Genomic DNA, 14,411 nt, shown 5'->3' with positions numbered 1-14,411 from the left:
CCCTGGCGAGCGCATCGGCGCTCGCCCCGTCCGTTCTGTTGTCCACCCCTTCGGTCGTCCCATCGAACACCTCCATGATTGAGGTGTTGCGACGACCGATTGAATCCACCCTGGCTGCCTTGATCGCTGTGGTGGATCACGCCATCGGGCTTGCGCTGTTGCAGCGCCATATTCAACGCCGCAAGCACCAGCTCGGCGGTCATCTGTTCGCCGATGGCCCAGCCCACGATACGCCGGCTCCATACATCCAACACGATGGCCAGGAAGATGAAGCCTGCCCAGGTCGGCACGTAGGTCATGTCAGCGACCCACAACTGATTCGGCCGGCCAGCGACAAACTCGCGCTTGACCAGATCGGGCGCCGGGCGCTGTCGCTCGTCGCGTCGTGTAGTCACGATGAACCCGCGGCGCCGACTGATGCCCCGGAGGGCATTCGCACGCATCAGCCGCGCCACGCGCTTGCCACTGACGCGCATCCCTTGATCGATCAATTCGGCGCGCACGCGTGGCATGCCGTAGGTGGCATCGGATTCGGCGTGGATCGCCCGGATCCGCTCCAGCAACACTGCGTCGTCGATCGAACGCCTCGACGGCGCTCGGCCGAGCCACGCGTAGTAGCCACTGGCAGAGACCTTGAGGACACGGCACATCGTATGCACGGGAATCTTGGCCTGGTTCGCACTCACGAGTTGGTAGACCCGATGGATGTCTTCTCGCCTTTGCCGGCGAACCAGGCCGTAGCCTTTGCCAAGATGTCCCGCTCCAGCTTTATCTGTCGATTTTCTCGGCGCAGTCGCACGAGTTCCTCGCGCTCAGCGTTGCTCAAGACATCCTTGCCGCGCGCGGGCTTGCCACTGTCAGCAGCGGCTTGTGCCACCCAGGTCGAGATGCTCTGGGCAGTGCAGCCGAATTCACGCGAGAGTTGCGATGGGGTGCGGCCGGCCTGGACCAGCTCGACCATCTGTCGGCGGAATTCCGCCGGGTACGGAGGCTTCGGTGTGGGCATATCGGACTCCTTCATCCGTAAGGATCGGGTGTCCGCGAAATCGGGTCAACTTCACACAGCAGCTGCAGCGTCACGCCGGCGCGCTTGAGTTCCAGATGGACGAGCGCGAAGTCGGGGGCAAGTTGGTGGCTGGAGCGCGGCAACGCGGGCCGATACAGCCGGGATTCAAGCTCCTCGTCGGTGAGCGTCTGGGCCACCGCCCAGTCGATGCCTGCGGCGCGGGCGAGCGAGACGTATTTGCCCGCGGCGCTCTTGGAGATCTTCAGCGCGCGGCCGATCTCGTTGTAGCTCAGGTCTGCCTGCAGGTGCAGGCGCAGTGTCTCTCGGATTCGGCGCATCGTGACTCTGTTCGTGGGCATCAGGCTTCACCGCAAAAAACGATGAGCTTGAGGCCCGGTCAAAAGATCACCTGCACGCTCCCCAAATCGTCCACGATCACGCTGAAACAGCGTCCACGATCAGTTTGAAATGCCGTCCACGATCACGCTGAAACGCCGTCCACGATCAGCCTGAAATGCCGTCCACGATGGGCTGAAATACGCACTCATTTGCTTCCTCCCTTGACGGTCTTGGTCGGGTTCACGATCACGAAGGGCAGATGCGAGATGCCTTTGCTCTGGTCTTCTTCGCCTTCCATCCGGACAGTCGTGAACCCGCTGCTCATCGCGCGCGCGTTGGCGCGAAGCAGTTTGCTCGACGTCGCGTTCGCCGCGGCGACGGTGCACAAAACCTGTAGCGCCCGGACCGACTCGATGCTGTCCACCTGGAGCGCGAGGCTGGGCATCGAGTCGCCTTCGCCGAGCTGCTGGCGCACGAACGCCGCGAGCTTGGGCAGCGACATGGTGCGTCGGTCTCGCGCCATCAGGGCCAGGCGCGCGCGCGCCTCCTGTTCGGGGGACATGACCTGCTTGCGCAGGCTGCTGGGTGGGGCGCGCTTGTTCTCGACGCGGGGTGAGACCAGCCGCTCCCCGGCAATGCATTCACCGGGCGCAAATGGCGACAATGCGGCTGCCTCGCTGCCGTGCGTGACAACAGCCTCGATGGCCTGGCCAATCAGCTCGTCCAGCGGCCGGGCGGCCCGCAGTCGGTAGTCCAGGTAGGCCAGAGCCAACTTGTTGGCGCGCCGGATCTCGTCATCCAGCCGGTCCAGGTACTCGTCGATGCGACGGAGATCCTCCACCTTCTGTATATCTCGCTCGAACATGGCTTCGGCACGCATGGGATCTCGGCCGGCCTGCTTCTCAAGGTACCACTGGATCAGTCGCACCCGTACGGCCGGCGTCTGCTGAACGTGTGCCGCCAGGCGCAGGATCTCCTGGCGCCGGGCCAGCGGGTGCTCGCGTATGCGTAGCTCCTTGTAGTCGCCGATAAACATTCGCTCGACGTAGTCGTCGAAGAAGCGCCGCACGAACTCGCCGGTGGCATCCACGCGGCCAATCTCCAGCATCAGGTCGCGCACGTTGGTGCCGGCAATCCGAACCTGTTCGAGGAGGGCGCGAGACTGCCTGGCCGCCTCCTGAAGCGATGAACCGTCCGTGGACTCCTCGAGTAGTAGTTTCAGGTTGGCCTCGACGCTGCGGATCTTGCCGGAGACGAACTCCGGGCCTGTGTGGGCGAACTCCACCAACCGGTTCATGAAATGGGCGACGGCCGGCGCCATCGTCACCATCTCGCGCACACCCACGCGCTCCACGCGAATCCATTCCGCTTCGCGCAGACGATTGAAGACCATGTTGGCCCGAATGGCCAGCGGCGTGGCGGGTGTGACGTCGTCGCCATCCGGGGCCCAGTCCTGGTACTGCAGTTCCTCGGCGATGTCGGCTGTGATCTCACGCATCAGGAACCCGCGGCTCGGCGGCAGCGGTGCTTCGGGCCCGAAGCGCTTGGCGTGCAACGCGCACAGCAGTGACCAATACTGGAGGCGATTGGCTGAGGCCAGCGGCGCGAATAGCCGGTCAGGCAGGCGCTTGAAAAGCGGGGGATAGCGCTCGGCCGCTTTCTCTTTGCGAATCTGGTCGGTCAGGGCCTGAACAGCCATTTTCGGCACTCCTCCTCGTTCTCAACCGCAAGCTGGTAGTCGGGCGGAGTCTGCCGATCCACGTCCGTCGCCGCCATTAGTTCCTGCACCATGTAGTTCAGGAGGGCAGCCCTGCAGCTTTCTACGCGCGCCGCGGCTCCCTTGAAGTATTCGTTTCTGACGACCAATTGCTGCGCAGGGCTGAGGCCAGGGTGAGCCGTAATCCTGACTTGAAGAACTGTCATCCAAGCGACGTCGGCCGCGACATCCGCCAAGCTGGGCTCGGCCAGCAGCTTGACTTTGCTCATCCGTCCCAGCACAAAGTCGCGGAAACCCTCCCGCTGCAGACAGTAGCCGCGGACGTGCCACCGTCTTCCTGCCCGAACCAGGCTGTGGGGCTCGACGGTTCGCTCGTGCGGCTCCGGGTTGTTCATGGAGCTATAGAGGAACCTCACCCTGAGGCGGTCCGCGATCGCAAGGTTTAGCCGGGAGAAGATGCGAGCCGAAGGATGGAAGAAGTCCCATGAGAGGGAGATTGGCTTGCCCGGCGCATTCTGGGCATACGGGATCAGCATGGCGCTGACAGCACTCGGTCGCGTGGCGCTTGCGGCGCGTTCAGCATCCGCGTACGCCGTGGCGGTAGCCACGTCAGCCTTGAGCTTGCTATCCCACGCCGCCCACTCCGGGTACGACTCCCGGAAGTCGCGCAGCCATTCGCTGGCTCGGATCGGGCTCAGCCCGTACTCGGAGATGAGTCGGCCGCGACTGACTCGACCTTCCCACAAAAGGATTCGGCCCACGTTGGCATTTCTTTGCTGACGGCCCTCAATAGACATGCAGATGTCGCTTCATGCTGATCTCGAACATCATATGGAGAGACATATGATATGTAAAACCGTATGATATCGGAACTGCCAGAACCGAGCCGAAATCGCACAAGAGCGGCGGTCGGCCGTCCGCCCCAACAGCTTTGCATATGCACGAAATCATCTGCCCACACTGCGCCAAAGCATTCAAGATCGACGAAGCCGGATACGCGGATATCCTGAAGCAAGTTCGCGACGGCGAATTCGAGCAGCAGCTTCACGAGCGTCTCGAACTGGCAGAACAAGACAAGCGCAACGCCGTCGAGCTCGCACGAACTCAGGTGGCCAGCGATTTGGAGAGGGCGGCTGCCGCCAAGGACGGCGAGATCCAGGAGCTCAAGGCCCGACTCGAGGCTGGCGAGGTGGAACGCAAGCTCGCGGTGACCGAGGCCTTGAGCGATGTCGTCAGACAGCGTGATGCCCTCGCGAGCGAACTCGAACGCCAAGCGAGCAAAGGACGCCGCGACCGAGTTGGCCGATGCGAGACTTGCGGGCGAGTTGCAGAAGACCGCCGCGGCGAAGGATGCAACGATTCAAGGCCTGACAGCGCAACTTGGCGCTTTCGAGCTTGGGCAGCAACTCGCAATCACCCAGGCGGTCACAGCGGTTGAGAGGGAGCGCGACGAACTGAAAGGTGGCCTCGAGCGCCTGACGCTGGAAAAGCAACTCGCCGAGAAATCGCTCAAGGACAAGTACGAGACGCAAATCAGGGACCGCGACGATGCGATCGAGCGGCTTCGGGATATGAAGGCCCGCCTGTCCACCAAGATGGTCGGCGAAACGCTCGAGCAGCACTGCGAGATCGAGTTCAACCGCGTTCGATCCATGGCGTTTCCTCGGGCCTACTTCGAGAAGGACAACGACGCGCGCACCGGCAGCAAGGGCGACTACATCTTTCGCGACCTGGACGAGGCCGGCACTGAGATTGTCTCGGTCATGTTCGAGATGAAGAACGAAAGCGACCGCACGGCGACGAAGAACAGGAACGAGGACTTCCTGAAGGAACTCGACAAGGACCGCGCAGAGAAGGGGTGCGAGTACGCGGTGCTGGTGTCGCTGCTGGAACCCGACAGCGAGCTCTACAACGCCGGCATCGTGGACGTCTTCCACCGCTACCCTAAGATGTACGTGATCCGACCGCAGTTCTTCCTGCCGATCATCACCCTGCTGCGGAATGCGGCGATGAATTCGCTGAAATACAAGTCCGAGCTGGCGCTCGTCAAGGCGCAGCACATCGACATCACGAACTTCGAATTGCAGCTTGAGGGATTCAAGACTGGTTTCGCCAAGAACTTCGAACTTGCTTCCAAGCGCTTCCAGACGGCGATCGATGAGATCGACAAGTCAATAGACCACCTGCAGAAGACGAAGGAAGCGCTGCTCGGCGCCGACCGAAACCTTCGCCTCGCGAACGACAAGGCCCAGGATGTGACCATCAAGAAGCTTACGCGAGGTAACCCTACGATGGCGGCCAAGTTCGCTGAGTTGAGAAGTCAGAGCGCCGACGAGCCTGCATAGCCGACATCCGCGGGTCTCAGGCAGGCCGTGAAATTGCTCGTCAACAATGCATTCCGCCCGACCATCGGTTGCACTTGTCGAGATCACCGTTCAGCGACTGCCGTCTCGCCGTTCTTCGCCACAGAGCGGATAGCTCTCAAAGGGTAGGCGGCTCTTTTTCACTGTTCCGGGGCTGTTTTTCATCGCCTCTTACAAGGCAACCGGAATTTCCTTGTCCAAGTCCAACTTCATAGATGGACCCACTCGCTGATTGTGGTGGTCCTAGCCACGCCGCGGCCATCTCCACCGAACTCCTCTCGGCGTGGCGCGCGGATCGCGAATAGGTAGCCCGGCTTGACGACTTGGGCGTGCTTGCTCAGTCCGGCGCGGAACGCGGTCCTCGTGACCTCCGGCAACCCCAGCAGGTAGTCTTCGGAACTGGAATCGATGAAGAAGTCAGTGCATTTTGGGCAGGTGTAGCGCTTGCCCTTCAAGGGGTGATCCACATTGAAGAAAGGTGCCGGTTGATCACAGAGAGGGCAGGGTGTCACGTTGTTCTCCTTGCTATGTGCGCAGGGCTGACCGATCGGCAGGCGCAAGCCACGCGACTGAGGATTTTTGCACGGGCCTTGATTCGCACTCACCGACCACACGACCCACCCTCTGCAAGGGCATCGGCGCGCGTCGTGAGGCCCCAGGCGCTCGTGCAGCCGGCGACCGCATAATATGGATGCATCCGGATACCGCTCCGGGAACCCCAGGCACCGACACGCGCGATGGTTGAACCGATCCCCTTGCTGAACACCGGCATCTATTCCCTCGGACAGGCCGCTCGTCTGATCCGGGCAGAGCCGCGCGCCGTGCGCCGCTGGATGTGCGGCTATACCCGCAAGCACGGCGACGGTCGCCGGTATTCGGGACCTTTGTGGCGCACGCAACTCGACGGTGCCGACTTCGATCAGGCTGCAATCGGGTTCCGCGACCTGATGGAGCTGCGTCTTGTCCGCGCGTTCGCCGATGCTGGCGTCAGCGTGCCGGTGATCCGGGCCACCATCGACGCGGCGCGCGCGGACCTGAACACGGACTATCCGCTGACCACGCGGCGGTTCATGACCGACGGGAAGCGGATCTACGAGTCGGCGATCGACGAGGTCGGCGACGAGATGCTGACCGACGTGCAGGCGAAGCAGATCGTTTTCACGCACGTCATCAAGCCGTCTCTGTACGCGGGCATTGAGTACGACGGGAACGTCGCGCGCGCCTGGTTTCCGCCCGACAGCAAGGGAATCGCGCTTGATCCGTCGCGCCAGTTCGGCACGCCGATTGTGGCTGACGCGGGCGTGCCGACGGATACGCTGTACGAGGCGTTTGTCGCTGAAGGGCGCGACGCCCGGGCCGTGGCGAGGCAGTTCGACATTGCGCCAAAGCACGTCCATGCCGCAGTTCGATACGAGGAACGTCTACGGGCCTGAAATTTTTCCTCGACGCGAACCTGTCGCCCCACTTCGCAAGCGGCCTGAAGGCCCTATCCGTCGGGGGCGCTGCCGATGTTGATGACGTCGTTCATCTGTACGACCGGTTTCCGCGCGACGCGCGCGATGCCGACTGGATCGGCGAGCTGACTGGGTCGGGGCGCTGGTGCATCGTTTCCGCTGATCGATTCAAGAAGCATCATCGGGCCGAGACCGAGGCGCTGCGCCGCGGCGGGCATTTGGTCTTCGTGCTGGAAAAGCAGTGGACGGGGCAGCCATACTGGATGAAGGCGGAGCGCCTCGTCGCGTGGTGGCCGGACATGATCGCAACCGCACGGCTCGTTGACAGCGGGATGATGGCAGTGCCGTTCGTGCACCGCACTGGCGCCAAGTTCAAGCCGATGCGACTCTAGCCACGTCCTGACCGCTGCTACTATCCGCGGAATCTTCGAGTGAGGAGCCCCAAATTGATTGATCCCAGAAGCGTCAAAACGCAGGTGCCGCCATATCGCCCGCCCGCCCCACCAACGCAGTCACCGCCTCCCGCGCCAGCGAGGCAGTAACTCTTGATCGACTGGGCGGCATGAACGATCACGATTTGAGCTTCGACCTGAAGTACGGCTACTGGTTTAACTTGCTTTGTGAGCGGTTCTATAGCCGCGTCGATTTCGTTCTGAATTTCGTCCAGTTGGTCGGCGGCTCGGGGGCCGCTCTTGCTGTCATAAACGAATCACCAAAGCAGGTCGTGGTTGCAGGACTAGCGCTTGCCATCTGCGCTGCTGTTTCCCTGCTCATGCAACCCGCGATCAAGTCTGAGCGACACCGGGTCGCACGCTGCACGTACCTGACGTTGGACGCGAGGCTTGCGTCAGAGCAACGCGAGGGTCTGGTAATTGCGCTGGCGGATTTGCGGCGCGAGGCGCCCATTGGCCTTGGCGTCCTCGGGCCTCCGGCTTTCAACGCCACGCTTCGCGCTATGGGTCAGGAGGACGGCGTCCGCTCCCTCACGTTCGGCCAATGGCTGGCGCAGTTCGTCGCTTGAACGGGGGCGTGCGTGTGAGTTGGGCTGAAGCGACGCGGCGTGCAGGCTAAAAATCAAAATGGGGGCATCGTTGGGGGCACGATGACGTCTAGGTCGAAGCGATCTTGAAGTCCGACCTGTTGTCCTGGTCGATCGATGAGACTGCGCTGGCACGAGCGCAACTCAAATCTTACCGTCCGAACCCCCATCACCCGTATCGCCGGCTTGGGCGAAGCTCGCCCCCAGGGGCTGGAGGATGTCGACAAACTCCCCGTAGCGCCGCCCCGGGCACCTTCAAGATGAACTCCAGCGCCCGATCCCCCGCCAAGTGCAGCTTGGACAGTGCCTCGATGTTGTCCAGCGACAGCAGGCCCCGGTCGGCCACCACACCACCAGACGCCTGATGTGAGGGTAGCGCGCCAACACCTTCTTGAGCGTGGGCGCAAGCGTCGGCGCCTCGTCCGTGTTGCCGTCGAACACCTCGTGGTAGATCGGCATGCCGTCGCCCGTTTGCATCACGCCCAGCATGAACTGGCGCGCAATAACTCGGGTGCACGGAAACCGAGATCACCCCTTCGCGGCTTCGCCCGCGCGATCAATTGCGCATCAAGGAGGATAACGAGCAACCCGAACACTAAACTTATGCACTGCCGACCAACGACAAGTCGGCTTCCACCTCCCTGGTCAAAATTCAATCGGCGCGGGGGTGGGGAATATCGAATCGGCGCCGACCTAATTGCTCCAGAATTAGGAGGCGCATGAGACAGAGCTCATCTAGCTTTAAGGAAGCTTATCTAACTGCAGCGCATAAACATACTGCTCCGGCACATCGTCGCCGTTAAGTCGCACCCATCCTTCATGTGATTTCAAAAGCTGTTCATAGGTGCGCGTTAGACTTTCCAATCGCTCCGTCAAACTAAGCACCTGCCCCGCCGAGAGATTTTCGAATTGATCCTCTTCCATGCCAGCAAACATGCTTTTAAATCCCAAAGATGCTAGCATAGCGGCCTGCTCCTCTTTAGGTCGAATTGATTCAAAAGACAAGCCTTTTGACACTGATATTGAAATTGCGCTGGCAAGACGGAACATTTCCCGTGGAGTTATTGCGCCAGATTTGGCATTTTTGACAATCCCCTGGCATTGAACAAGAAGATCTCTAAGTTCGATCCGACGCAGTAGAATCCGAACATCAAGCACTGAAGAGCTAGGATCCGTGGGAAGGCGGTTGGCCACCCACCCAGTTGTCGAAGAGGCCGCCACATAGGCGTCAAAAACAGTGACTATTTGAGATTTGATCGGGATTTGAACATAGCTGACCTTAATCCCGGACGGCATTAATGAGCTAGTAACAGAAACAATTGGCACAACGTAGAATTGTTGCTCGATTTCCGTTATGTTGCCCGGGATAGTCCCTAGCACTGATGCAGGCGGGAATCCAATTGATATGCGATTTCTGATGCCTTCGAGAACTTCTGGGCTTTCCATTGCGGTCTTAGCTTCATTCAAAGACCTAAATATGAACGTATCCGGAGGGTGTGTCACCTCAGTTCTTTTCCTGAATGCCACAAGCAGCCTACTTGACCAAGGCAGACCATCTTTCAAATATATCCAGCCAATTGGCTTATCGCTTGTAATTCCAACTTGAAGGGCTCCATCCCGCGTCGGGTCAGAAGCTGCCAGCCGCTTGTTAAATAAAAAAAGTGGCCAGTATGATTTTAAGCGCAGTTGCACGACGGAGTTTTCAGCAAGTTCAGGCCCGGCATAAAGAACAGCGTTTGGTGTCGGCAGAATCAAAGACCGGAGTTTACTGTTGCGTTCTCGGCATGTGTCGTTTGGACGACATTCCATATCGTCCCCAACATACCTATATGTCGCGTTGGCGGTGCCGAGGTCGATATTAGGTGTTTTAATAGTTATTCCTTGATACAATAATGTCACAATGAGTAACGCAAGAATCATTGCACCAGCCACACCAATTTTGTGAATACTTCGGCGTTGTGCATTTTCTTTTTCTACTGCGCTTGACTCACTTTGCAGGTCGAAATCCGTGATTTTCAAGAATTTTGCGGCGGCGATGCGTTTGCGAAGAGTTTCGGAGACGGTAGCCGTATCACTGTCGTTGTTCCAAACTATTTGTTGAATTGGCTGCAGGTGCGCCTCCAGTTCATATGGCAGCAACTCTTCAAATGCGATTCGAATGGGCAATAAGATTGGCCGGTTGGTCAGCCGATGCGACGTGCTAGCTCTTCGCACCTCTTCAACAACCATCGGGCTTTCAATCGATTTCCTGGAGAGCAGCACTACGAAAAAGTCAGCGCTCTCAAGCTCGACCTCAATGCGATGAGACCAGCGTTCTCCGGCGAGAATGTCTTCATCGATGAATACATTGTTGTCGCGTCGCAAGACCACAGCAATCTCTCGAGCCAGAGCGTGGTCGGGGACAGCATTGCGCTTGTAACTGATGAAGACTTGGGCCACGAACTTCTCCGAGACTTTTACAGCCGCGCTGGCTGCACGCGTTTCAAAGTGGCCGGAACCACGCGGTCGCTACGCCTTGGGCTTCCTGATTTTGGGTCCAATCCCGCCCTTGCGCGAATCCTCATTGCGTGCGGTCGCGAGGGAGCTGGACAGCAGCGCGCGCGTGCCCTCGTGAGCCTTCTTTTCTTCGGCCAGCTGACGCTCAAGGTCATCCAGCCGGTGTGCCAGCGCCGTACCTTCCGTCTGCGCTTGCGCGAGCAGGCTGGCCTGGTGGGTGAGGTGATCCCGAAGCTCTCGCTCGACCTGCTGGGCGGCCTGCTGCGTCTCTCGCAGCATCCGGCGGCCGGCCTCCAGCGTTTGGGCCGCGGCTTCTTCACTGCGCAAGCGCTGCTGCTGTTCCCTGGCCAGCCCGGCTTCCAGTTGCTTCGACGCTTGTCGCGCCCGGTCCACCTCCTCATGGAAGTGGCGTTCCTTTGCTTCGTGACGCTCGCGCTCCGCCTTGACATCCTTGTCACGCTGGGCCAGCGCCGCCGCCTGTTCCTGCCGCAGGACTTCCTTGCTGGCATGAGATGCCTGGAGGAGGGCGTTGAGCCGGGCGATCTCCTGCTCAGACGCGGCCCGCAGCCGTGCGATCTCGGCCGTCTGTTCGGCCAGCTGCCGCTCCAGTGTCTCGCGCGCCTGCTGCGAGGAGGCCAGCGCGGCGTCCAAGCTCGCCCGGGCCTGCTCAAACGCAGCTTCCCGCTGCGCCAGGTCGACCTGGCCAACCGCCAGCACATTGACGGCTTCCTCGAGTTGGGCTCGGGCGCTTTCTAGCTCGTGGCGTTGGACGTCGTCGGCCTCGCGCCGCGCTGTCTCCCATAGCAGCCGCGTCGCATTCCGCACGCTCACCGGCACACCGTCCGCGTCATTCCCGGCCGCGAGGTTGTCCGAAGGGTTCGTCCCACCGGCGATTCTTTGGCTCAGCGATCCAAACCACTTCTCAAGCATCGGACTGACGGTATTCGGCGAGCCGCGCCCGATCTTGAGCCGCACGCGCTCGATCGTGGGCCGCAGCCCCTCGGCCAGGAGCGCGTCCGCGGCCCTGAACACGTCTTCTTCCTGGATGCCACGTCGAAACTGTTGAATCTCAGCCATTTGAACCTCGCAACTTTCAGGCGAACGACCGCCCTCTTCCCTGGAATATTTACCATCGATAAGAGATAGTTATCGTGACCTATCAGTGTATGATGTAGCAAATCATATGTCATATGTATGAATATTCCATGTGGTTCTAGCATTTCCTTTGCGTTTTCGCAAGCAATGCGTTGGCGTCTTGCGGGGTCGGTCCCTGCGGCGCGAACTTGCACGTGGACAAGCCGGGCCCGTCGCGACACGCAGCCTTTGCCATGCACCCGCCAAATTCGTAGATCGCTGTCTGGAGCCGCGCCCCAAAACCCATGAACCCATGAAAACCGAAACCTCGCACCCGCTCGTGAACACGGCGCCATGGCGCCCCATGCTGGAGCCCGCGCGGCTCACGCAAACCGCCGAGGCCGCGGCCCGGGCGCTCCTGCGCGAAGGCGAATCCGCGAACACCCGGGCGTCGTACGCCTCGGCCATGCGCTACTGGTGCGCCTGGTACGCGGCACGCTACGGCCAGGCCCTGGCACTTCCGGTGCCGGTGCCCGTCGTGATCCAGTTCATCGTTGACCACGCAGCGCGCAAGGCCGACACCGTCGACGACGGCTCAGCGGATGACTCGGACGACGTCATCGATGCGGCCCATGCAAAGTCGGCGGCAAGGTCAGCGGCGAAGTCCAAATCAACGGGGAATCAGAAAACTGGCCTGGTGAATGAGCTGCCGCCGGAGATTGATCAGGCGTTGGTGGCCAATGGGTACAAGGCGAAGCTGGGGGTACCGGCTTTGAACACGTTGGTGCATCGCGTGGCGGTGCTTTCGAAAGCACATCAGCTGGCCAAGGAAAGCAATCCGTGCGGCGATGCCCTGGTGCGGGAACTGCTGGGCCGCACGCGCCGTGCCTACGCGCAACGCGGCGCGCGCGCGCACAAGCAGCGCGCCCTGACAAAGGATCCGCTGCAGGCGGTGCTGGCGACCTGTGATGACACCCTGCGCGGCAAGCGCGATCGCGCGCTGCTCCTGTTTGCGTGGGCTTCGGGCGGGCGGCGGCGCTCCGAAGTGGCGGGGGCGACCTTTGAAAACCTGCGGCGGGTCAATCCCCATGCCTGCGCGATCGCCTACGTTTACACCCTGGGGCACTCCAAGACAAACCAGACAGGCGCCGAACGCCCGGAAGACGTAAAGCCCCTGGTGGGCAGCGCTGCGCTGGCGATGCAGGCCTGGCTGGCTGCCAGCGGGATTCGGGAAGGCGCCCTCTTCCGCCGCATCCGCAAGGGCGGGCATCTGGGCGAGCCCCTGGCACCCGCGGCGGTGCGCGACATCGTCAAGGAGCGGTGTGCGCTCGCCGGGGTCGAGGGGGATTTTTCTGCGCACTCGCTGCGGGCGGGCTTTGTGACGGAGGCCGGACGACAGGCGATGTCGCTGCCCGAAACCATGGCGATGACGGGGCACCACAGCGTCACGACCGTGATGGGCTACTTCCGCGCCGAGAGCTCACTGGGCAGCAAGGCGAGCCGGATGATTGACGACGAGTGACAGGTAGCGTGCGCCCGGTTCGCGCTCGTCGCGAACGTCACTGCCTGTTGGCGTTTTCCGAGCGCCCCCGGGGATCCGCGGCGCATGAACGGAAAGCACCGAGCGACCCCGAGAGGGCAAGCTGATGACCGTGCCCATCACCCCTCCCGATCTGCTCGAGCCAAGCTCAAATGAGTCTCCTGCAGGATCTGATCGACAAACTCCTTCGTGAACCATGGCGTGCGGCCTGGCCCAGGCAGCTTCATCCTGTACCGCGCAATGTCCTGACCCCAAACGGCACGCTGCGTGCAGCCAACATCAATTCCCCACTGGTACTCGCCCAAGAGAGAAATAGTCGCCAGCCTGTGCAACAGGTCTTGGATGCACGCGATGTCATACCCGGCGCAACGCCACGTCTTCCCGTCGTTGCGCCGCAGGACGCGCCAGTAAGGAGGAGGCCAAAGGCACAAGTATTCGGCCTCCTCCTGGTCGGTCTTTCCGATCCAGTCCTGGCTGCCAGGAGCCGACAGATCCAGGCCGATGGCATGCGCTGTCTGGACCACGCACAAGCCGAACAGGTCGAGCGCCACCTGAGGTTCGACCAAGTAATCAAGCTGCGCCAACAGATCCACGGCGTGGACTCGCTGGTGGTGTTGGTGTGCGTAGAAGATGGCGGCAAACGACGCACGCCAGCGCGCAAGTGCAAAGCAGCAGGCACACACGCCCCGGCGGGATGACCGCGAGACATTGTGGCGCTGCGTCGCGCTGATCCAGCAGGGATCCATCATGCCGCGTTCGACCCGCCGCAGAGTCATCGATGGGGGATGTCGATGTCCGCAGTGCCTGCGTACCCATCTTGCAAGATGGCGTCCGATGGCCCGCACGGTTCGCTTGCACAACTCGAACGCTTCTGCCGCATTCGATGCGTCGATCTCCTCCAAGCGCTCGCAGCCGTGCATCTGGAACTGCAACCACTGCCCATGCGCTGCGACGCCGAGCCGCTCGCGTGCGCGCGTCCCGGCCAGCAGGACTTGCAGGTGAGCGGCAGCGGGACACGGGTATTCACTCGCGTGGCCTTGGACGCAGGTGGAGTGGCAAAGCCCCACCAGGTCGCCTTGGATGGAAGCCGCGATCCGTGCCGGCTCGGTTTCGATGCGCCCGAAAACCTCGCAGAATCTGGGCTCCCTGCCGGCAAACGGCGCTGCGCAGCGGCAACAGTGAAGCGGGCGCGCGAACGATGCCGGATTGAACTCAGCAAGAATCGGCTGGCCGCAGCCTGGACATCCAGACTGCAGATCCAAATGGTGAGCGGGTGTGAACGGCGGTCAGAAACCGCGTCTATTCGGCGGCGAGGACGCGGTTTTCGTTTTGGGTGGCTGAACTTCCAGCGTTGGTTGTGCCCGATGCCTCTTTCGGGCAGTT

The 14,411-nt window shown here is 61.3% G+C and carries 11 protein-coding genes and 4 pseudogenes; 6 read left to right on the top strand and 9 right to left on the bottom strand.

Translation table 11 applies throughout. The annotated features are described in order from the left end of the window. Positions 1 to 62: 62 nt before the first annotated feature. The 4 genes and pseudogenes from WKW82_RS38995 to WKW82_RS38980 all read right to left on the bottom strand — a co-directional run. A pseudogene (locus WKW82_RS38995) lies at positions 63 to 1,006 on the bottom strand (IS3 family transposase); the annotation flags it as partial. An 11-nt stretch (positions 1,007 to 1,017) separates the two neighbouring features. Further along, positions 1,018 to 1,344, bottom strand: a complete 327-nt coding sequence (locus WKW82_RS38990) for an RNA polymerase sigma factor (protein WP_340348587.1) — start codon at positions 1,342 to 1,344, stop codon at positions 1,018 to 1,020. A 206-nt stretch (positions 1,345 to 1,550) separates the two neighbouring features. After that, positions 1,551 to 3,044 carry a Wadjet anti-phage system protein JetA family protein gene (locus WKW82_RS38985; protein ID WP_340348586.1) on the bottom strand — a complete coding sequence of 498 codons (1,494 nt, stop codon included), beginning with the start codon at positions 3,042 to 3,044 and terminating at the stop codon, positions 1,551 to 1,553. Further along, entirely contained in the window at positions 3,026 to 3,859 is an 834-nt protein-coding gene (locus WKW82_RS38980) for a WYL domain-containing protein (protein ID WP_340348585.1), read from the bottom strand. Before WKW82_RS38980 ends, WKW82_RS38985 begins: the two co-directional genes overlap by 19 nt. Before the next feature lie 140 nt (positions 3,860 to 3,999). On the opposite strand from WKW82_RS38980, the pseudogene WKW82_RS38975 reads away from it, so the two are divergent. Continuing rightward, positions 4,000 to 5,407, top strand: a pseudogene (locus WKW82_RS38975) (DUF2130 domain-containing protein). A gap of 227 nt (positions 5,408 to 5,634) precedes the next feature. On the opposite strand, the gene WKW82_RS38970 reads toward WKW82_RS38975, so the two are convergent. Next, on the bottom strand, positions 5,635 to 5,880 hold the full coding sequence (locus WKW82_RS38970; protein ID WP_340348584.1) for a hypothetical protein: 246 nt from the start codon (positions 5,878 to 5,880) through the stop codon (positions 5,635 to 5,637). Between the two features lie 282 nt (positions 5,881 to 6,162). On the opposite strand from WKW82_RS38970, the gene WKW82_RS38965 reads away from it, so the two are divergent. The 4 genes and pseudogenes from WKW82_RS38965 to WKW82_RS38950 all read left to right on the top strand — a co-directional run bounded on the left by WKW82_RS38965 (position 6,163) and on the right by WKW82_RS38950 (position 7,900). After that, positions 6,163 to 6,858, top strand: coding sequence for a DUF433 domain-containing protein (locus WKW82_RS38965; protein ID WP_340348583.1), 696 nt, complete (start codon positions 6,163 to 6,165; stop codon positions 6,856 to 6,858). After that, positions 6,834 to 7,058: pseudogene (locus WKW82_RS40755) on the top strand (PIN-like domain-containing protein); the annotation flags it as partial. The gene WKW82_RS38965 and the pseudogene WKW82_RS40755, both read left to right, overlap by 25 nt. Before the next feature lie 39 nt (positions 7,059 to 7,097). Further along, a complete protein-coding gene (locus tag WKW82_RS38955; protein ID WP_340348581.1) occupies positions 7,098 to 7,271 on the top strand; it encodes a hypothetical protein in 174 nt (57 codons plus the stop codon). 170 nt (positions 7,272 to 7,441) lie between these two features. Then, the gene (locus tag WKW82_RS38950; protein ID WP_340348580.1) at positions 7,442 to 7,900 is read left to right on the top strand and encodes a hypothetical protein; all 459 of its coding nucleotides are present in this window, start codon (positions 7,442 to 7,444) and stop codon (positions 7,898 to 7,900) included. Between the two features lie 207 nt (positions 7,901 to 8,107). On the opposite strand, the pseudogene WKW82_RS38945 reads toward WKW82_RS38950, so the two are convergent. The 3 genes and pseudogenes from WKW82_RS38945 to WKW82_RS38935 form a co-directional block, all read right to left on the bottom strand. Then, positions 8,108 to 8,425, bottom strand: a pseudogene (locus WKW82_RS38945) (IS1634 family transposase); the annotation flags it as partial. Between the two features lie 234 nt (positions 8,426 to 8,659). Beyond that, complete coding sequence (locus WKW82_RS38940) at positions 8,660 to 10,357, bottom strand: toll/interleukin-1 receptor domain-containing protein (RefSeq protein ID WP_340348579.1); 1,698 nt, start codon at positions 10,355 to 10,357, stop codon at positions 8,660 to 8,662. A 69-nt stretch (positions 10,358 to 10,426) separates the two neighbouring features. Further along, on the bottom strand, positions 10,427 to 11,491 hold the full coding sequence (locus WKW82_RS38935) for a DNA-binding protein (RefSeq protein ID WP_340348578.1): 1,065 nt from the start codon (positions 11,489 to 11,491) through the stop codon (positions 10,427 to 10,429). A gap of 310 nt (positions 11,492 to 11,801) precedes the next feature. Between WKW82_RS38935 and WKW82_RS38930 the strand changes: the two genes are divergently transcribed. After that, complete coding sequence (locus tag WKW82_RS38930; protein WP_422823699.1) at positions 11,802 to 13,010, top strand: site-specific integrase; 1,209 nt, start codon at positions 11,802 to 11,804, stop codon at positions 13,008 to 13,010. A 137-nt stretch (positions 13,011 to 13,147) separates the two neighbouring features. Here WKW82_RS38930 and WKW82_RS38925 read toward each other — a convergent pair whose 3' ends face one another. Continuing rightward, complete coding sequence (locus tag WKW82_RS38925) at positions 13,148 to 14,290, bottom strand: hypothetical protein (protein ID WP_340348577.1); 1,143 nt, start codon at positions 14,288 to 14,290, stop codon at positions 13,148 to 13,150. Positions 14,291 to 14,411 lie beyond the last annotated feature (121 nt).

It is taken from the genome of Variovorax rhizosphaerae (assembly GCF_037889975.1).
Classification (GTDB): Bacteria; Pseudomonadota; Gammaproteobacteria; order Burkholderiales; family Burkholderiaceae_C; genus Variovorax; species Variovorax rhizosphaerae.
The sequence above is the reverse complement of the archived record's forward strand: the minus strand, read 5'-3'. Positions and strand labels throughout refer to the sequence as shown.

What these genes read in the sequence shown, in the direction of transcription:
- WKW82_RS38990 (WP_340348587.1), bottom strand. Translation starts at nt 1,344, where the DNA reads ATGCGCCGAATCCGAGAGACACTGCGCCTGCACCTGCAGGCAGACCTG.
- WKW82_RS38985 (WP_340348586.1), bottom strand. Translation starts at nt 3,044, where the DNA reads ATGGCTGTTCAGGCCCTGACCGACCAGATTCGCAAAGAGAAAGCGGCC.
- WKW82_RS38980 (WP_340348585.1), bottom strand. Translation starts at nt 3,859, where the DNA reads ATGTCTATTGAGGGCCGTCAGCAAAGAAATGCCAACGTGGGCCGAATC.
- WKW82_RS38965 (WP_340348583.1), top strand. Translation starts at nt 6,163, where the DNA reads ATGGTTGAACCGATCCCCTTGCTGAACACCGGCATCTATTCCCTCGGA.
- WKW82_RS38950 (WP_340348580.1), top strand. Translation starts at nt 7,442, where the DNA reads ATGAACGATCACGATTTGAGCTTCGACCTGAAGTACGGCTACTGGTTT.
- WKW82_RS38935 (WP_340348578.1), bottom strand. Translation starts at nt 11,491, where the DNA reads ATGGCTGAGATTCAACAGTTTCGACGTGGCATCCAGGAAGAAGACGTG.
- WKW82_RS38930 (WP_422823699.1), top strand. Translation starts at nt 11,802, where the DNA reads ATGAAAACCGAAACCTCGCACCCGCTCGTGAACACGGCGCCATGGCGC.